The sequence below is a fragment of the Pseudomonas sp. H3(2019) genome, assembly GCF_007713465.1.
Taxonomy (GTDB): Bacteria; Pseudomonadota; Gammaproteobacteria; order Pseudomonadales; family Pseudomonadaceae; genus Aquipseudomonas.
In genome coordinates this window covers 321,709-339,680 of record NZ_VMSG01000001.1, presented here as the reverse complement: position 1 = coordinate 339,680, position 17,972 = coordinate 321,709, and the positions used below count along the sequence as shown (strand labels likewise).

The following is a 17,972-nucleotide window of genomic DNA, read 5'->3' as shown; positions in this document are numbered from 1 at the left end:
CAGGAATTCACCATGAGCTTTATCACCGAAATCAAAACATTTGCCGCGCTGGGCAGTGGTGTCATCGGCAGCGGTTGGGTGTCCCGCGCCCTCGCCCATGGCCTTGATGTGGTGGCCTGGGACCCGGCGCCCGGCGCCGAAGCCGCGCTGCGCAAACGTGTCGCCAATGCCTGGGGTGCACTGGAGAAACAGGGCCTGGCACCCGGTGCATCACAAGATCGCCTGCGCTTCGTCTCGACCATCGAAGAATGCGTACGCGATGCCGACTTCATCCAGGAAAGCGCCCCGGAACGCCTTGAACTGAAACTCGAACTGCACAGCAAAATCAGCGCGGCGGCCAAACCTGATGCACTGATCGGTTCCAGCACTTCAGGGCTGTTGCCGAGCGAGTTCTACGAGGGCTCGACCCACCCGGAACGTTGCGTGGTCGGCCATCCGTTCAACCCGGTTTATCTGTTGCCACTGGTGGAAGTGGTCGGCGGCAAGAACACTGCGCCAGAAGCGGTGCAGGCAGCGATGAAAGTCTACGAATCGCTGGGCATGCGCCCGCTGCATGTGCGCAAGGAAGTACCGGGTTTCATCGCTGACCGTCTGCTCGAAGCACTGTGGCGCGAGGCACTGCACCTGGTCAACGATGGCGTGGCGACCACCGGCGAAATCGACGATGCAATCCGGTTTGGCGCCGGGCTGCGCTGGTCGTTCATGGGCACGTTCCTGACCTACACCCTGGCCGGCGGCGATGCCGGTATGCGGCACTTCATGGCGCAATTCGGTCCGGCGCTGCAACTGCCGTGGACTTATCTGCCAGCTCCGGAACTGACTGACAAGCTGATCGATGATGTGGTTGACGGCACCAGCGATCAATTGGGCAAACACAGCATTTCGGCACTGGAACGCTATCGTGATGATTGCCTGCTGGCGGTGCTTGAGGCGGTGAAGACCACCAAGGAAAAGCATGGCATGACGTTCAGCGAGTAACCCACCAGCAGGTCCGCACCCATCGCGAGCAGGCTCGCTCCCACAGGTGACCGAGTTCTATCAGAGGCATGCGGTTGAATGTGGGAGCGAGCTTGCTCGCGATAGCGTCAGTCCAGTCACCACCAATGTCGGAACACACATCATGCCCGCACTAACCACCTACCAAACCACCATCGCCCCCGACTGGGTCGACTACAACGGCCATCTGCGCGATGCGTTTTACCTGCTGATTTTCAGCTACGCCACCGATACGCTGATGGATCAACTGGGCATGGACAGCAACAACCGCGAAGCCAGCGGCAATTCGCTGTTCACCCTCGAACTGCACCTCAATTACCTGCACGAAGTGAAGCTCGGCGCCGAGGTCGAGGTGCATACCCGGATCATCGGTCACGACCGCAAACGCCTGCACCTTTATCACAGCCTGCACTTGGTCGGCGACGCGCAGGAACTGGCGGGCAACGAACAAATGCTGCTGCACGTCGACCTCGCGGGGCCGCGCTCGGCACCGTTCAGCGAACCGGTACTGAACAAACTGCTGGCCATGACTGCACTGCAATCGGACCTGCCCACCCCAGCCTACATTGGCCGCGTGATCGCACTACCGCCGGAAAAATAACAATCAAAACAAGGAGCTCGCATGAACACCGCCGCCGCTGTTGCCGACTTCCGCAGTTACCCGCTAATCAGCGCCTTGACCGCCGTACAAACCCTGGCGGACCAAGTGCTGGTGACATGGGCCGATGGCCGGGCCAGCCCCTTTCATCATCAATGGCTGCGCGACAACTGTCCGTGCCCGGTTTGCGTGTATGCCGTGACCCGCGAACAGGTGCTGGAAATCGTCGATGTCGCTGAAGATCTGTGCCCCGTCATGGCCCAAGTGGATACGCAGGGCTGTCTGTCTATCGACTGGCTGGACGGCCATACCAGCCGCTTCGATCCCGGCTGGTTGCGCGCTCACGCCTATGACGATGAATCCCGCGCCGAGCGCAGCGCCGGCAAACCGAAAAGCCAGCTGTGGAACAACCAACTGAAGCTGCCGGTGTTCGACTATCAGGCGGTAATGGAGGATCCCAAAGCCTTGCTGCAATGGCTTCTGGCACTGCGCGATATCGGCCTGACCCAAGTACGCGGCGTCCCCACCGAACCCGGCTCGCTGACGCACATCGCCCAGCGGATTTCGTTTATCCGCGAGAGCAATTTCGGTGTGCTGTTCAACGTGCAATCCAAGGCCGACGCCGACAGCAACGCTTACACCGCATTCAACCTGCCGCTGCACAGCGACCTGCCGACGCGCGAGTTGCAACCGGGGCTGCAATTCCTGCATTGCCTGGTCAATGACGCGGACGGTGGCGAGAGCATTTTTGTCGACGGTTTCGCCATTGCCGACGCCTTGCGTCAGGAAGACCCCGAGGCCTTCCGTGCGCTGTGCGAGATCCCCGTGGAGTTTCGCAACAAGGACCGCCACAGCGACTACCGCTGCCTGGCACCGATCATCGCCCTCGATACGCTGGGGCAAGTGTCGGAAATCCGCATGGCGAATTTCCTGCGGGGGCCGTTCGATGCCTCGGTCGAGCAGATGCCCAGGTTGTATCGGGCCTATCGACGCTTTATCGCCATGACCCGCGAAGCGCGTTTCCGGCTTATCACCCGGCTCAGTCCTGGTGAAATGTGGTGCTTCGACAACCGCCGAACCCTGCACGCCCGTAACGCTTTCGACCCCGCCAGCGGCGCCCGGCATTTCCAGGGCTGCTACATCGATCGCGATGAATTGCTCTCGCGCATTTTGGTGTTGCAACGCTAGATCGCTCATCGCGAGCAAGCTTTGCTCCTACGAGGGTATCTGATTACCCCTCTGTAGGAGCAAGGCTTGGCCGCGATGGCGTCGCCTCAGACAACACACCCACACCTGATTCACAGACAAAAAAAACCCCGATCAAGCCGTGACAGGATCGAGGCAGAATTTACTGTTGAGGAGCTGTTGCGCGAGGGTGACCAAACCTTCGTGAAGCCAGCTGAATCCAGTGTGCCCACTCCTCTCTCCCGCAAGTTAGCCGAAAACGACCTGTTCATAGGTATAGCGGCCATTGCGACAAATCGTCCTTGCCCCGCCCCATCACCCCTACCAGAATCGAACCACGACACCGTTCCCTGAAGAAGGATTGCGTCATGATGTACGCTGATTTGATAGACCAGGAAGACCTGTTGGGCCAGCTCAAGGCGCTTGGATTTGAAGTTCCGATTGGTGCTACTGCGGAGCAGGCCTGTGAGTGCGCAGTACGCGGTTTGAACGATGTACGGGCCTCGACCCTGAGGACCATGGTCAAGCAGATGTACACCAGCAGCGCGACGATTCTGCCTGCTGTGCGCCAGGCGATCGACAAGCAACTGCTGCCGGCATTGGCGCTGTACCAGCAGAGCCGTAGCGCCTGATAAACCCAATCGCGAGCAGGCTCGCTCCCACAAGGACCGCGTAAATCCTGTGGGAGCGAGCCTGCTCGCGATGAAGGCGCTGCGGTTTAGAGCCTTACGCTAGCGAAAGTCGACTCATTACGCGCCTGACTCAGCGCCGACATCGGTCCGGACAACGGTGCCAATACCAGTGCCTGCGGGATCGGCATCATTGCCACCTGTTGGGTGGTGTTGGAACCGACGCGTTCGTCACGCGGTGGAATGCCGAAGTATTCGCGGTAGCACTTGGAGAAGTGCGGGGTCGATACGAAGCCGCAGACCGAGGCCACTTCGATGATCGACATCGGCGTTTGCTTGAGCAATTGCCGGGCGCGGATCAGTCGCAGCTTGAGGTAGTAACGCGACGGCGAGCAGTGCAGGTATTTCTGGAACAGCCGCTCCAGCTGACGACGCGATACCGCGACGTACACCGCCAGCTCATCAAGGTCGATCGGCTCTTCAAGGTTGGCCTCCATCAGCGCGACGATTTCCTGCAACTTCGGCTGATTGGTGCCCAGCATGTGCTTGAGCGGCACGCGCTGGTGATCCTGTTCGTTACGAATACGCTCGTAGACGAACATTTCCGAGATCGCTGCCGACAGTTCACGGCCGTGGTCGCGACTGATCAGGTGCAGCATCATGTCCAGGGGCGCGGTGCCGCCGGAGCTGGTGAACCGGTTACGGTCGAGGGTGAACAAGCGAGTGCTCATGGCCACCCGCGGGAAAGCTTCCTGCATCGACGCCAGGCACTCCCAGTGCACGCTGCAATCGAAACCGTCCAGCAGACCGGCACATGCCAGAGCCCAGCTACCGGTGCAGACCGCACCTAGACGACGCGACTGACGGGCCTGGCTTTGCAGCCACGACACGTGTTCACGGGTCACGGTACGTTGAATGCCGATGCCACCGCAGACAATCACGGTGTCCAGGGCCGGGGCTTTGTGCATGGAAGCGTCGGGAGTGATTTGCAGACCGTCACTGGCCCAGACCTGGCCGCCGTCAACGGTGAGGGTGCTCCAGCGATACAGCTCGCGACCGGACAATTGGTTGGCCATGCGCAGGGGTTCTACTGCGGAAGCCAGAGAAATCAGCGTGAAATTGTCCAGCAGCAAAAAGCCGATGGATTGAGGCGCACGGTTCTGGGGCTGGGCCCCTGAGTTGAACGACGTCATCGCGGTATCTCCTCACACAAAGCGGGTGATGGCCTCAGGCGGAGGCTCTTGTTATGGCCATCGTTCTCGTGCCGTGAGACGGGGCTTTGTTATGACAGAGCAATTGCCATGCCTAAAATTGAATGCGCATTCAATAACTCCTGAAAACGACGTCGCGATGTGTCTATATGTGTCTATAGAGCTCAGTCGACGCGTAAGGGTTATCAGGCTGGCAGGTGCCCTGCCCCGCGGGGTGTGAGCAAATCGGTAGCACTTGTGGGAAGCGCATCAAAAGTGCCGGGAAAGAGTGTCACCCCAGGCACAGGTGACGAGCGGTCAGCGCCCGGAATGACGTCTGACCGCTGGAGATATTTGTTGCCTGTTTGCGACGCGCTAAAAGGTGGCGCTCAGTTGGATCAGTGTTCACTTAGCGCGCAGATTTGACTGGTCTGGCCCCATCGCGGTCTCAGCACTCAACCGCGCTGACCGCCAACCCGCCGCGCGATGTCTCTTTGTATTTGTCGTGCATGTCGGCGCCGGTATCGCGCATGGTGCGGATCACCCGGTCCAGCGAGATGAAGTGCTGACCGTCACCGCGCAAGGCCATTTGCGCCGCATTGATAGCCTTCACCGCGGCAATCGCATTGCGCTCGATGCACGGCACCTGCACCAGCCCGCCGACCGGGTCGCACGTCAGGCCAAGGTTGTGCTCCAGACCGATTTCCGCGGCGTTGCAGAGTTGCTCCGGCGTCGCGCCAAGAATTTCCGCCAACCCGGCCGCCGCCATCGCGCAGGCCGAACCGACTTCGCCCTGACAGCCGACTTCAGCGCCGGAAATCGAGGCGTTCTTTTTACACAGGATCCCGACCGCTGCCGCACCGAGGAAATAGTCGACGACGTTAGCGTCCGTCACCACCTCGCTGAACTTCATAAAGTAGTGCAACACCGCCGGGATGATCCCTGCCGCACCGTTGGTCGGTGCCGTGACCATCCGCCCGCCCGCCGCATTTTCTTCGTTGACCGCGAGGGCGAACAGGTTGACCCACTCCATGGCGCTCAAGGTCGAGCCGATCACGTTGGGCTTGTTCAGCTCTTGCAGGCTGCGATGCAATTTAGCGGCGCGGCGGCGCACATTCAGACCGCCAGGCAGGATGCCTTCGTGCTTGAGGCCCTGCTCGACGCAGTCCTGCATGGCGCGCCAGAGTTTCATCAGGCCGCTGCGGATTTCCTCTTCCGAACGCCAGACCTTCTCGTTCGCCATCATCAACTCGGCGACGCGCAGGTTGTGCTTCTGACACAGGGCAAGCAGCTCCACCGCGCTGGAAAAATCGTAAGGCAACACGGTGCGGTCCAGATCGACCACGCCGCTTGAGGCCTGCGCCTCATCTACGACAAAACCACCGCCGACCGAATAGTAGGTGTCGCGATGCAATTCGCCATGCTCACCTTCAGCCACCAGGGTCATCGCATTCGGATGGAATGGCAGGTTCTCGTCGATCAGGCGCATGTCCCGCGCCCAGATGAAAGGCACCGGAAAGCGACCGTCGAGCAACAGGGTGTGGGTTTCACGCAAGGTGTCGATGCGAATGCCGATTTGCCTCGGATCAATCGCATCCGGCCATTCGCCCATCAAGCCCATGATCACCGCATTGTCGCTGCCGTGACCGATGCCGGTAGCCGACAACGAACCGAACAGCTGGACCTCAATGCGGTGCACCTGCTCCAGCAGCGCTTTCTCGCGCAGCGACTCGACGAACAATGCCGCAGCGCGCATAGGGCCCACAGTGTGCGAACTAGAGGGGCCAATACCGATTTTGAACAGGTCGAAAACACTGATAGCCATGACGTGCGAGACTCCTCGATGAGCAGATTCCAGGCGTCAAAGCACCCGGTGACGGAGCTGCTACGCTCAAGCTGCAATCCGCCAAGATGACCGCATCATCGGGCTTTTGCGATGTCGCTCGACGTCTCACACCGACGTACCCATGCCCACCAACGCCGCCGGCCGCAGACGGCACATTTGGGCCGTTTTTTTACAGTTCAGAGGACTAAAAAGCGCTGAATAAAGCTGTAAACGACCTCACCGACACTGGATGCGACCATCCCTGTACTGGATACGACGCACCCTGTAGGCGTCAGAAATTCACTGGTCCATGATCAGTCTCGACTCGATTGCACGGCGCCGTGGCAGAGCAGTCGTCACACGCCCTCCAACCGCAACACCCATAAGTGCGGTCAGAACACCGCCAAAAAAACACTCAGGAGTCCACCCATGAAAATAGGTTCCCCGTCGTTGTTGTTGGCCGCCATGCTGAGTCTGCCGCTTCTGGCTCACGCCACAGAACCGGCACAGTGCAGTACCGTGAACTTCTCCGATGTCGGCTGGACCGACATCACCGCCACAACGGCGACCACCAGCGTCGTGCTCGACGCCTTGGGCTACAAGACCAAGACCACCATGATTTCCGTACCGGTGACTTACAAGTCCCTGGCTGACGGCAAGAACATGGACGTGTTCCTCGGCAACTGGATGCCGACCATGGAAAACGACATCAAGGCCTACCGCGATGCGGGCACCGTGGAAACCGTGCGCACCAACCTCAAGGGCGCCAAGTACACCCTGGCGGTGCCACAAGCGCTTTACGACAAAGGGCTGCATGACTTCAAGGACATTGCCAAGTTCAAGAAAGAGCTGGACGGCAAGATCTATGGCATCGAGCCGGGTAACGATGGCAACCGCCTGATCCAGAGTATGATCGACAAGAACGCCTTCGGCCTCAAAGACGCTGGTTTCAAAGTGGTCGAGTCCAGCGAAGCCGGCATGCTCTCGCAAGTCGACCGCGCTCAGAAGCGCGATACCGCAGTGGTGTTCCTGGGCTGGGCACCGCACCCGATGAACAAGCGCTTCAAGATCCAGTACCTCACCGGCGGTGACGACTATTTCGGCCCGGACTTCGGTGCGGCGACAGTCCTGACCAACACCCGCAAGGGTTACAGCCAGGAATGCAGCAACGTTGGCCAGTTGCTGAAAAACCTGGAGTTCAACGTGGACATGGAAAGCTCGCTGATGGGCAACATCCTGGACGACAAGATGAAGCCTGAAGCCGCCGCCAAGGCCTGGCTGAAAAAGAACCCACAGGTACTCGATACCTGGCTCGCTGGCGTGACCACCATTGACGGTAAACCTGGCCTGGAAGCCGTGAAAGCCAAGCTTGCGCAGTAATCGTTGACGCCGGGCGAGTTCGCTCGCCCGGGCTGTTTTTTTCCTTGCATGCGGACGTTCACTACCATGCTGATTGATCAGAAAATCCCTTTAGGCCAGTACATCGCTGCCTTCGTTGAATGGTTGACGCAACACGGCGCCAGCACATTCGATGCGATCGCCACGACACTGGAAACGATGATCCACGGCGTGACGTTTGCGCTGACCTGGTTCAACCCGCTGGCACTGATCGGATTGATCGCATTGCTGGCTCACTTCATCCAACGCAAATGGGGCCTGACCGTTTTCGTCATCGCCTCCTTCCTGCTGATCCACAATCTGGGTTACTGGCAGGAAACCATGGAAACCCTCGCCCAGGTGTTGTTCGCCACCCTGGTCTGCGTGGTCATCGGCGTGCCGTTGGGCATCGTCGCCGCGCACAAACCGATGTTCTACACGCTGATGCGTCCGGTACTCGATCTGATGCAGACCGTACCGACGTTCGTGTACCTCATTCCTACCCTGACCCTGTTCGGTCTGGGTGTGGTCCCGGGTCTGATTTCAACGGTAGTGTTCGCGATTGCCGCGCCTATCCGTCTGACCTACCTGGGCATCCGCGATGTGCCGCAAGAACTGATGGACGCCGGCAAGGCCTTTGGCTGTTCGCGCCGTCAACTGCTCTCCCGTATCGAACTGCCCTACGCCATGCCAAGCATCGCGGCCGGTATCACCCAGTGCATCATGCTGTCGTTGTCGATGGTGGTGATCGCAGCACTGGTGGGCGCTGATGGTCTGGGCAAACCCGTGGTCAACGCATTGAACACTGCTGATATCGCCCTGGGCTTCGAAGCCGGGTTGGCGATCGTACTGCTGGCGATCATGCTCGACCGTATCTGCAAACAACCCGACGCTAAAGTAGTAGGGGGTGACGCATGAGCATAATTCGGTTCGACAAGGTCGACGTGATCTTCTCCAAAGACCCGCGTGAAGCCCTGAAACTGCTCGACCAGGGCATGACCCGCGACCAGATCCTGAAGAAAACCGGGCAAATCGTTGGCGTTGAAAAAGCCAGCCTGGACATCGAGAAAGGCGAAATCTGCGTGCTGATGGGCCTCTCCGGCTCCGGCAAATCCAGCCTGCTGCGTTGCATCAACGGTTTGAACACGGTCAGCCGTGGCAAGCTGTTCGTCGAGCATGAAGGCCGCCAGATCGACATCGCCTCATGCACCCCGGCAGAACTGAAAATGATGCGTACCAAGCGCATCGCCATGGTGTTCCAGAAGTTTGCCCTGATGCCTTGGCTGACAGTGCGCGAGAACATCAGTTTCGGCCTCGAAATGCAGGGTCGTCCCGAGAAGGAACGTCGCCAGTTGGTCGACGAAAAGCTCGAACTGGTCGGCCTGGCCCAATGGCGCAACAAGAAGCCCGACGAACTCTCCGGCGGCATGCAGCAACGTGTGGGCCTGGCCCGTGCGCTGGCGATGGACGCCGACATTCTGCTGATGGACGAACCCTTCTCGGCACTTGACCCGCTGATTCGCCAGGGCCTGCAAGACGAACTGCTGGAACTGCAACGCAAGCTGCACAAGACCATCGTCTTCGTCAGTCACGACCTTGATGAAGCGCTGAAACTCGGCAGCCGTATCGCAATCATGAAAGACGGCCGGATCATCCAGTACAGCAAGCCGGAAGAAATCGTCCTCAACCCGGCCGATGACTACGTGCGGACCTTCGTCGCGCACACCAACCCGCTGAACGTACTGTGCGGTCGCAGCCTGATGCGCACGCTGGACAACTGCAAACGCATCAACGGCTCGGTATGCCTGGATCCGGGCGGCGACTCGTGGCTGGACCTGGCCGAAGGCAACACCATCAAGGGTGCACGCCAAAACGGTTCAAGCCTGGACCTGCAGAACTGGGTACCGGGGCAAGCGGTGGAAGGCCTGGGCCGTCGCCCAACGCTGGTGGACTCGAACATCGGCATGCGCGACGCGTTGCAGATTCGTTATCAGACCGGCAACAAGCTGGTGCTGCACGACAACAATCATGTGGTGGGGATTCTCGGCGACAGCGAGCTGTATCACGCGCTGCTCGGCAAGAACCTGGGGTAAGACAGGATGAAAAAGGGATCACGGTGAGCGATCCCTTTTTTATTGGGCCTTGTTTTTTGTTGATTGAGCGTTCAATAAAAACAAAATAGACTGGCCCTCAATCCGGTAGCCATTTTTCGCCCACCGGAAAGCCTAAGGAGATGTGCAAGATGCCCAAGGTCGGTATGCAACCCATCCGCCGTCAGCAGTTGATCGAAGCCACATTGCAGGCCGTCGATCGGGTCGGGATGGGGGACGCCAGCATTGCGCTGATCGCCCGTTTGGCCGGTGTCTCGAATGGCATCATCAGTCACTATTTTCAGGACAAGAATGGCCTGATCGCCGCCACGATGCGGTATCTGATGAACGTCCTCAGCGAGAACGTCACCGCGCGCCGCCTGGCGCTGGGAGATAACAGCCCGCGGGCTCATCTTCAGGTGATTATCGAAGGCAACTTCGACGCCAGCCAGGTCAATGGCCCGGCAATGAAAACCTGGTTGGCCTTCTGGGCAACCAGCATGCACCAACCGTCTTTACACAGGTTGCAGCGGATCAACGATCACCGCCTGTATTCCAACCTGTGCTGCGAGTTCCGCCGAGTGCTGCCGCTTGATCAGGCACGCAGCGCAGCACGCGGGCTGGCGGCTCTGATTGACGGTTTGTGGTTGCGCGGCGCGCTGTCGGGAGACGCTTTCGACACCGAGCAGGCGCAACGAATCGCTTACGAATATATGGATATCCAACTGGCTAAACAGGAGCTGCTAGAGCACACATAACCGCTCGGCCCCTGAACGGCGACTGATCAACGTGCCCAGGCTTTACGGCACGCCCAGTGGCTCACACCAATCACCAATGCACTTGCGAGGACTCTATGGCCCGTTTCGAACTGCAAAAACTTTACATCGACGGCGGTTACTCCTCTGCCAGCGGCGACGCCACCTTCGAAGCCATCAACCCGGCTAACGGTGAAGTTCTCGCCACAGTGCAACGTGCAACCTTCGCCGACGTCGAGCGCGCTGTCGTCAGCGCCGAAAAGGGCCAGAAAATCTGGGCAGCGATGACGGCAATGGAGCGTTCGCGCATCCTGCGTCGTGCCGTTGAAATCCTGCGCGAGCGCAACGATGAACTGGCCGCCCTGGAAACCCTGGACACCGGCAAGGCGTACTCCGAAACCCGCTACGTCGACATCGTCACCGGCGCTGACGTGCTGGAATACTACGCAGGCCTGGTGCCGGCCATCGAAGGCGAGCAAATCCCGCTGCGCACCACCTCGTTCGTTTACACCCGTCGCGAGCCACTGGGCATCGTGGCCGGTATCGGCGCGTGGAACTACCCGATCCAGATCGCCCTGTGGAAATCCGCTCCAGCCCTGGCAGCCGGTAACGCGATGATCTTCAAGCCAAGCGAAGTCACTTCCCTGACCACCCTGAAACTGGCTGAGATCTACACCGAAGCGGGCCTGCCAGCGGGCGTGTTCAACGTTCTGACCGGTAGCGGCCGTGAAGTCGGCACCTGGCTGACCGAGCACCCACGCATCGAAAAAATCTCCTTCACCGGCGGCACCGACACTGGCAAGAAGGTCATGGCCAGTGCTTCCGGTTCGTCCTTGAAAGACGTGACCATGGAACTGGGCGGCAAATCCCCGCTGATCATTTTCGACGACGCCGACCTCGATCGCGCCGCCGACACCGCGATGATGGCCAACTTCTACAGCTCCGGTCAGGTCTGCACCAACGGCACTCGCGTGTTCGTACCGAGCCACCTGAAAGCCGCTTTCGAAGCCAAGATCGTGGAACGCGTTGCGCGCATCCGCGTCGGCAACCCGCAAGACGAAAACACCAACTTCGGCCCGCTGGTCAGCTTCGCCCACATGGAAAGCGTGCTGGGCTACATCGCCAAAGGCAAGGAAGAAGGCGCGCGCCTGCTGTGCGGCGGCGAGCGTCTGACCCAAGGCGAATTCGCCAAAGGCGCGTTCGTGGCACCGACCGTGTTCACCGACTGCACCGACGAGATGACCATCGTTCGTGAAGAAATCTTTGGCCCGGTGATGAGCATCCTGACTTACGAAACCGAAGAAGAAGTGATCCGCCGCGCCAACGACACCGAGTTCGGCCTGGCCGCCGGCGTCGTGACCCGCGACCTGAACCGCGCGCACCGCGTGATTCATCAACTGGAAGCCGGTATCTGCTGGATCAATGCCTGGGGCGAGTCCGACGCCAAGATGCCGGTCGGCGGCTACAAGCAATCGGGCGTGGGCCGTGAGAACGGGATCAGCTCGCTGAACAACTTCACCCGCATCAAATCGGTACAGGTCGAGCTGGGCGATTACACATCAGTGTTCTGATCAGCCACAAGCGGCAAGCTTCAAGCTGCAAGTTAGAAGCAAGATCAACAGCAGCCTGTGCTTGCCGCACCTCATCCGAAGAAACACCGCTCGCTGCTTTTTCTTGCAGCTTGAAGCTTGAAGCTTGCAGCTCCCGGAGATCTCATGACCACAGAGTATGACTACATCATCATCGGGGCCGGCTCTGCCGGTAACACCCTGGCGACCCGTCTGACTGAAGACCAAGGCGTCACCGTCCTGCTGCTCGAAGCCGGTGGCCCGGACTACCGTTTCGACTTCCGCACGCAAATGCCTGCGGCACTGGCGTTCCCGCTGCAAGGCCGTCGCTACAACTGGGCCTACGAGACCGATCCAGAGCCACACATGGACGGCCGCCGGATGGAATGCGGTCGCGGCAAGGGCCTCGGCGGTTCTTCGCTGATCAACGGCATGTGCTACATCCGCGGTAACGCCATGGACTACGACGGCTGGGCGAAAAACCCTGGCCTGGAAGACTGGAGCTACCTGGACTGCCTGCCGTATTTCCGCAAAGCGGAAACCCGCGACATCGGCCCGAACGACTACCACGGTGGCGAAGGCCCGGTCAGCGTGACCACGCCTAAAGCCGGCAACAACCCGCTGTTCCACGCGATGGTTGAAGCAGGCGTGCAGGCCGGTTACCCCGCGACTTCCGACCTGAACGGTTACCAGCAGGAAGGTTTCGGCCCGATGGACCGTACCGTGACGCCTAAAGGCCGTCGCTCCAGCACCGCACGCGGCTACCTGGACATCGCCAAAAAGCGTTCGACCCTGAACATCGTCACCCACGCCCTGACCGACAAGATTCTGTTCGAAGGCAAGCGTGCAGTCGGCGTACGTTACCTGGTGGGCAGCGCCGAAGAGCCGGTTGAAGCCCGTGCACGCAAAGAAGTGTTGCTGTGCAGCGGCGCGATTGCTTCGCCGCAAATCCTCCAACGCTCCGGCGTCGGCCCGGCCAAGCTGCTCAAGAGCCTCGACATTCCGGTGGTTCACGATCTGCCAGGCGTCGGCGAGAACCTGCAGGACCACCTGGAGCTGTACCTGCAATACGCGTGCACCCAGCCGGTTTCGCTGTACCCGTCGCTGCTCTGGTACAACCAGCCGGCCATTGGCGCCGAGTGGTTGTTCAATGGCACCGGTATCGGCGCCAGCAACCAGTTCGAAGCTGGCGGTTTTATCCGTACGCGTCCGGACTTCGAATGGCCGAACATTCAGTACCACTTCCTGCCGGTGGCGATTAACTACAACGGCAGCAACGGTGTGAAAGAGCACGGCTTCCAGGCGCACATGGGTTCCATGCGTTCGCCAAGCCGTGGCCGCATCCAGGTCAAGTCCAAGGATCCGCGCCAGCACCCGAGCATCCTGTTCAACTACATGGCCACCGAGCAAGACTGGCAGGAATTTCGCGATGGCATCCGCCTGACCCGTGAAATCATGCAGCAGCCGGCACTCGACGCGTTCCGTGGTCGCGAGCTGAGCCCAGGCATCGAGGTGCAAACCGATGAGCAGCTCGACAAGTTCATCCGTGAACACGCCGAAACCGCGTTCCACCCGTCCTGCTCGTGCAAAATGGGCACCGACGAAATGGCTGTGGTCGATGGCCAGGGTCGCGTCCACGGGATGCAAGGCCTGCGCGTAGTCGATGCCTCGATCATGCCGCTGATCACCACCGGTAACCTGAACGCACCAACGATCATGATCGCCGAGAAAATCGCCGACAAGATCCGTGGTCGTCAGCCACTGCCTCGCAGCAAGGCCAAGTACTACGTCGCGGGCGACGCCCCGGTACGTGGCAAGCCGTTGCGTGAAGTGGGCCCTACGGCGCAGTAATCGAGTTCCCAGATCGTTCCCACGCTCTGCGTGGGAATGCATCCCGTGACGCTCTGCGTCACCGGCGGACGCAGAGCGTCCATGGCGGCATTCCCACGCGGGAGCGTGGGAACGATCACTTCACCCCCTTCCCCCTTTCACCCTTGATCCTAGCCCCCGCGCAGGCCTACTCTAGTCACCGCGCAAACGTTTCACCCCCCGCCCCCCATCGACAAGCCGCCACTTGGCTGGCCACGAGGCTTACTCATGTTTGATGTCGTGTCTTCGAGCAAATGGCCCACCGGCTACCTGATCAATCCCAACGTAGAACCCCTCGATCCGAAGTGGCTGAAGGAATTCAGCAAGATCCCCGCAGCGGCCGTCAGCGACTGTCTGGGTCGCAACGTCGGTGGCCTGGGTTTGAAAGCCTTCCACGGCAATGCGCCGATGCTCGGCAGTGCCCTGACGGTTCGCGTGCGTCCCGGCGACAACCTGATGATCCTCAAAGCCATGCAGATGGCCCGCCCGGGTGACGTGCTGGTGATCGACGGCAGTGCCGACCTGACCCGCGCCGTGTTCGGCGGCATCATGCGCGCCATGGCCCTCAAGGCCGGGATCGTCGGCGTGGTGATCAACGGCGCCCTGCGTGACCTCGACGAGTGGCAAACCGGTGAACTGCCGGCCTACGCCATCGGCGGCGTACACCGTGGCCCGAGCACCGACGGTGGCGGCGAAATCAACGTACCGATTTCCTGCGCCGGCATGCTGGTTGCCCCTGGAGACCTGATGATTGGCGACGGTGACGGCGTGGTGGCTGCATCGCGCAGCGAACTGCCGGAACTGCTGGTGCGTTGCCACGACCTGCTGGCCCGAGAAAAGGCTACGCTGGCGGCTATCGAAGCCGGAACGCTGGACCCGGATCGGTTTGACGCCATCCTGCGCGCCAAGGGATGCCCGGTTTAACTGACCGATGATCGTTCCCATGCTCCGCGTGGGAATGCATCAATGGACGCTCAGCGTCCGCTCGTGATCTGTGACGCGGAGCGTCACTGGCTGCATTCCCACGCAGAGCGTGGGAACGATCTAAATAGGGAGGTCCCCGCATGTTCGATTTCCACCCCCAGCTCAAGCAGCGTTTCGCTGCCTTGCGCACGGGCGCCGAGTTTTTTTCGCTGCGCTATGTGCGCGAATCGGGTCAGTACCTGTCGGTACGCAAAAACGTTGCCGAGCCTCCAAGCCTGAGCCGTGACGAAGGGGCGATGCTGACTGCACGGGTCAATGGCGTCGAAGCCTATGCCGCGACCAACGACCTGTCGCCATCAGGCCTGCAAGCCGCCCTCGACCGCGCCGAACGACAGGCTCGCTCGATTGCCGCCCACGCCCTGCTCGACCTGCGCCAGCAAACGGTTTCCAGCGAGCGCGCCGATTACCTTTCACCGAATCTGGAACAACCCTTCCCGTCCCTCAGCGATTGCTACCAACTGCTCGGCGCCGAATCCGCCGCCGTGCCCAAGGACGAGCGACTGGTGAACTGGCAGGTCAGCATCGGCATCACCCATGTCGAGCAGATCTACCTCAACAGTGCCGGCGCCGAACTGCGTCAAGCGCAACGCTTCGTCTACCCAGGACTGGATGTCACCGCCTACAACGGTAACGACAGCCAGACCCGCAGCCTGGGCCGCGAAAACTTCGGCCAGCAAGGCGGCGCAGACGTAATCAGCCGCTGCGGCCTGATCGGCGCCGGCCCGCACGTCGCCGACCAGGCGCTGCAATTGCTGCTGGCCCCCAACACCCCGCAAGGCAAACGCGACCTGCTGCTGATGCCGGACCAGATGATGCTGCAGATCCACGAGTCCATCGGTCACCCGCTGGAACTGGACCGCATCCTCGGCGACGAGCGCAACTACGCCGGCACCAGCTTCGTCAAAACCAGCGATTTCGGCAGCCTGCAATACGGCTCCGAACTGCTCAACGTGACCTTCGACCCGGACATTCCCGAGCAACTCGCCAGCTATGGTCATGATGACGATGGCACGGCGGCGAGCAAACAATTCCTGATCCACGAAGGCTTGTTGATTCGTCCGCTGGGTGGTGCGCTGTCGCAATTTCGTGCAGGTCTCGACGGCGTCGCCAACAGCCGCGCCTGCGGCTGGAACCGTCCGCCCATCGACCGCATGGCCAACCTCAACATCGAGCCCGGCGACCAGTCGCTCGAACAGCTAATCAGTGGCATTGAACACGGCGTGCTGATGTCGACTAACCGCTCATGGTCAATTGACGACGCACGGAATAAATTCCAGTTCGGCTGCGAATGGGGTCAGTTGATTGAAAACGGCGAACTCAAAGGCGTGGTGAAAAACCCGAACTACCGGGGAATTTCTGCGCAGTTCTGGCGCAACCTCAGCGCCGTTGGCGACGTCGGCACCTTCAAGGTGCTGGGCACGCCGAACTGCGGCAAGGGCGAACCGAATCAGGTGATCCGCGTCGGCCACGCTTCGCCGGCCTGCGTGTTCAGCAACATTGACGTGTTTGGAGGAGACGCCTGATGAGCACGGCATTGAGTCAGGTCGAGCAATTCAAAGGACTGGTGGCCTGGTTGCGCAGCGCGGTGCGCGAGCCTGAGCAGTTCACCCTGAGCTACGCCGCTGAATCGTCGGCGTTTGTGCGCTTCAACCACGCCAAGGTGCGTCAGGCTGGCCAGGTCCAGCAGGCCAGTGTCGGTTTCAAACTGATCAATGACGGTCGGCACGCGGACCTCAGCATCACCCTCGCCGGTGATCCCGAGGTCGACCTTCAGCGTCTGGCCGAAGGTCTGCAACAACTGCGCGAGACCCTGCCGTTGTTGCCGCAGGATCCGTATCTGCTGCTCAACCACGAGAGCTGGCAGAGCAAAAACGTGCAGGATCACCCGTTGCCGGACACCGAGCAGGTGGTTGCCGAAATCGCCCGCGCCGCCGAAGGTCTCGATCTGGTCGGCTTCTACGCCGCCGGGCCTGTCAGCCGGGGTTTCGCCAGTTCGTCCGGCGCCTTTGGCTGGCATCAGGCCAACAGCTTCAATTTCGATTTCAGCCTGTTCCATGCCAACGGCCAAGCGGTGAAAGCCAGCTACGCCGGGCACGACTGGAACAGCGAAGGTTTCGCCAAACGCTTCCAGCAAGCTCGCGAGCAACTGGAGTTCCTGGGGCGGCCACTGCGCACGTTGGCGCCGGGTCAGTACCGCGCCTATCTGGCGCCGGCCGCGCTGGAAGAGATCGTCGGCATGCTCTGCTGGGGTGGTTTCTCCGCGCAGTCGATTGCCAGCAAAAGCAGCCCGCTGCAAAAACTCTACGCCGGTGATAGCGCCTTCAGCCCCTTGCTCTCGCTGGATGAAAAAGTCAGTGGTTCCCTGAGCCCGGCGTTTTCCGGCGAAGGCTACCCGCGCAGCGATCTCGGGTTGATTGTTGCGGGCAAGGCTGGCGAACGGCTGGTGGGTTCGCGCAGCGCCGCCGAATACGGCCTGACCGCCAACGGTGCCGGTGGCGGCGAGTCGCCAAGCGCCTTGAACATGGCCGCCGGTGTATTGCCTGAAGCCGAGATTCTCAAACAGCTCGGCACCGGTCTGTACATCAGCAACCTGTGGTACCTGAATTACTCGGACCAACCGGCCGCACGCTTGACCGGCATGACCCGTTTCGCGACCTTCTGGGTCGAAAACGGCGAGATTCAGGCACCGGTCAGTACCATGCGCTTCGATGACAGCGCCTACAGCCTGCTCGGTACGCAGCTGGAAGCGTTGACCCGTGAGCGTGAGCTGATTTTGTCGCCCAGCACCTACAGCCAACGGGCCACGGCCTCGGCGGTGTTGCCGGGAGCGCTGGTCAGCCGCCTGACGTTGACCCTGTAAACACAATTGATCGCTCCCACGCAGAGAGTGGGAACGATCATCTCCA

15 protein-coding genes are annotated in these 17,972 nt (G+C 60.5%); 13 read left to right on the top strand and 2 right to left on the bottom strand.

Annotated features, from left to right (window positions below):
- Positions 1–12 precede the first annotated feature (12 nt).
- From FPT12_RS01665 to FPT12_RS01645, 4 genes are all read left to right on the top strand, one after another.
- Entirely contained in the window at positions 13–978 is a 966-nt protein-coding gene (locus tag FPT12_RS01665; RefSeq protein WP_145014352.1) for an L-carnitine dehydrogenase, read from the top strand.
- A 142-nt stretch (positions 979–1,120) separates the two neighbouring features.
- The gene (locus tag FPT12_RS01660) at positions 1,121–1,597 is read left to right on the top strand and encodes a thioesterase family protein (RefSeq protein WP_145014351.1); all 477 of its coding nucleotides are present in this window, start codon (positions 1,121–1,123) and stop codon (positions 1,595–1,597) included.
- Positions 1,598–1,618: 21 nt separating this feature from the next.
- Complete coding sequence (locus FPT12_RS01655) at positions 1,619–2,782, top strand: gamma-butyrobetaine dioxygenase (protein ID WP_145014350.1); 1,164 nt, start codon at positions 1,619–1,621, stop codon at positions 2,780–2,782.
- A 365-nt stretch (positions 2,783–3,147) separates the two neighbouring features.
- On the top strand, positions 3,148–3,411 hold the full coding sequence (locus FPT12_RS01645; protein WP_145014349.1) for a hypothetical protein: 264 nt from the start codon (positions 3,148–3,150) through the stop codon (positions 3,409–3,411).
- 86 nt (positions 3,412–3,497) lie between these two features.
- Here FPT12_RS01645 and FPT12_RS01640 read toward each other — a convergent pair whose 3' ends face one another.
- Positions 3,498–4,601, bottom strand: coding sequence for a GlxA family transcriptional regulator (locus FPT12_RS01640; protein WP_071553003.1), 1,104 nt, complete (start codon positions 4,599–4,601; stop codon positions 3,498–3,500).
- Between the two features lie 445 nt (positions 4,602–5,046).
- Positions 5,047–6,423 carry an L-serine ammonia-lyase gene (locus FPT12_RS01635; protein ID WP_145014348.1) on the bottom strand — a complete coding sequence of 459 codons (1,377 nt, stop codon included), beginning with the start codon at positions 6,421–6,423 and terminating at the stop codon, positions 5,047–5,049.
- Between the two features lie 429 nt (positions 6,424–6,852).
- On the opposite strand from FPT12_RS01635, the gene FPT12_RS01630 reads away from it, so the two are divergent.
- The 9 genes from FPT12_RS01630 (at position 6,853) to FPT12_RS01590 (ending at position 17,926) form a co-directional block, all read left to right on the top strand.
- Positions 6,853–7,803 (top strand): choline ABC transporter substrate-binding protein, encoded by a 951-nt coding sequence (locus tag FPT12_RS01630; protein WP_145014347.1) that lies wholly within the window; start codon positions 6,853–6,855, stop codon positions 7,801–7,803.
- A 66-nt stretch (positions 7,804–7,869) separates the two neighbouring features.
- Positions 7,870–8,718: a choline ABC transporter permease subunit gene (gene choW, locus FPT12_RS01625; protein WP_145014346.1), complete on the top strand. Its 849-nt coding sequence runs from the start codon at positions 7,870–7,872 to the stop codon at positions 8,716–8,718.
- Complete coding sequence (gene choV, locus FPT12_RS01620) at positions 8,715–9,893, top strand: choline ABC transporter ATP-binding protein (RefSeq protein WP_123581275.1); 1,179 nt, start codon at positions 8,715–8,717, stop codon at positions 9,891–9,893. The genes choW and choV overlap by 4 nt, the downstream gene beginning before the upstream one ends.
- A 149-nt stretch (positions 9,894–10,042) precedes the next feature.
- Positions 10,043–10,648: a transcriptional regulator BetI gene (gene betI, locus FPT12_RS01615; protein ID WP_145014345.1), complete on the top strand. Its 606-nt coding sequence runs from the start codon at positions 10,043–10,045 to the stop codon at positions 10,646–10,648.
- Positions 10,649–10,743: 95 nt separating this feature from the next.
- On the top strand, positions 10,744–12,216 hold the full coding sequence (betB, locus tag FPT12_RS01610) for a betaine-aldehyde dehydrogenase (RefSeq protein ID WP_145014344.1): 1,473 nt from the start codon (positions 10,744–10,746) through the stop codon (positions 12,214–12,216).
- Between the two features lie 144 nt (positions 12,217–12,360).
- Positions 12,361–14,064 carry a choline dehydrogenase gene (gene betA / locus FPT12_RS01605; protein WP_145014343.1) on the top strand — a complete coding sequence of 568 codons (1,704 nt, stop codon included), beginning with the start codon at positions 12,361–12,363 and terminating at the stop codon, positions 14,062–14,064.
- Between the two features lie 246 nt (positions 14,065–14,310).
- Positions 14,311–15,006: an RraA family protein gene (locus FPT12_RS01600; RefSeq protein WP_019694022.1), complete on the top strand. Its 696-nt coding sequence runs from the start codon at positions 14,311–14,313 to the stop codon at positions 15,004–15,006.
- 140 nt (positions 15,007–15,146) lie between these two features.
- Positions 15,147–16,589 carry a TldD/PmbA family protein gene (locus tag FPT12_RS01595; protein WP_145014342.1) on the top strand — a complete coding sequence of 481 codons (1,443 nt, stop codon included), beginning with the start codon at positions 15,147–15,149 and terminating at the stop codon, positions 16,587–16,589.
- A complete protein-coding gene (locus FPT12_RS01590) occupies positions 16,589–17,926 on the top strand; it encodes a TldD/PmbA family protein (protein ID WP_145014341.1) in 1,338 nt (445 codons plus the stop codon). Before FPT12_RS01595 ends, FPT12_RS01590 begins: the two co-directional genes overlap by 1 nt.
- Positions 17,927–17,972: the final 46 nt, after the last annotated feature.

Coding starts and splice junctions, on each gene's coding strand:
- FPT12_RS01630 (WP_145014347.1), top strand. CDS start 6,853: ATGAAAATAGGTTCCCCGTCGTTGTTGTTGGCCGCCATGCTGAGTCTG.
- FPT12_RS01640 (WP_071553003.1), bottom strand. CDS start 4,601: ATGACGTCGTTCAACTCAGGGGCCCAGCCCCAGAACCGTGCGCCTCAA.
- betB (WP_145014344.1), top strand. CDS start 10,744: ATGGCCCGTTTCGAACTGCAAAAACTTTACATCGACGGCGGTTACTCC.
- FPT12_RS01655 (WP_145014350.1), top strand. CDS start 1,619: ATGAACACCGCCGCCGCTGTTGCCGACTTCCGCAGTTACCCGCTAATC.
- FPT12_RS01660 (WP_145014351.1), top strand. CDS start 1,121: ATGCCCGCACTAACCACCTACCAAACCACCATCGCCCCCGACTGGGTC.
- FPT12_RS01600 (WP_019694022.1), top strand. CDS start 14,311: ATGTTTGATGTCGTGTCTTCGAGCAAATGGCCCACCGGCTACCTGATC.
- betA (WP_145014343.1), top strand. CDS start 12,361: ATGACCACAGAGTATGACTACATCATCATCGGGGCCGGCTCTGCCGGT.
- FPT12_RS01590 (WP_145014341.1), top strand. CDS start 16,589: ATGAGCACGGCATTGAGTCAGGTCGAGCAATTCAAAGGACTGGTGGCC.
- FPT12_RS01635 (WP_145014348.1), bottom strand. CDS start 6,423: ATGGCTATCAGTGTTTTCGACCTGTTCAAAATCGGTATTGGCCCCTCT.
- choV (WP_123581275.1), top strand. CDS start 8,715: ATGAGCATAATTCGGTTCGACAAGGTCGACGTGATCTTCTCCAAAGAC.
- FPT12_RS01645 (WP_145014349.1), top strand. CDS start 3,148: ATGATGTACGCTGATTTGATAGACCAGGAAGACCTGTTGGGCCAGCTC.
- FPT12_RS01595 (WP_145014342.1), top strand. CDS start 15,147: ATGTTCGATTTCCACCCCCAGCTCAAGCAGCGTTTCGCTGCCTTGCGC.
- choW (WP_145014346.1), top strand. CDS start 7,870: ATGCTGATTGATCAGAAAATCCCTTTAGGCCAGTACATCGCTGCCTTC.
- FPT12_RS01665 (WP_145014352.1), top strand. CDS start 13: ATGAGCTTTATCACCGAAATCAAAACATTTGCCGCGCTGGGCAGTGGT.
- betI (WP_145014345.1), top strand. CDS start 10,043: ATGCCCAAGGTCGGTATGCAACCCATCCGCCGTCAGCAGTTGATCGAA.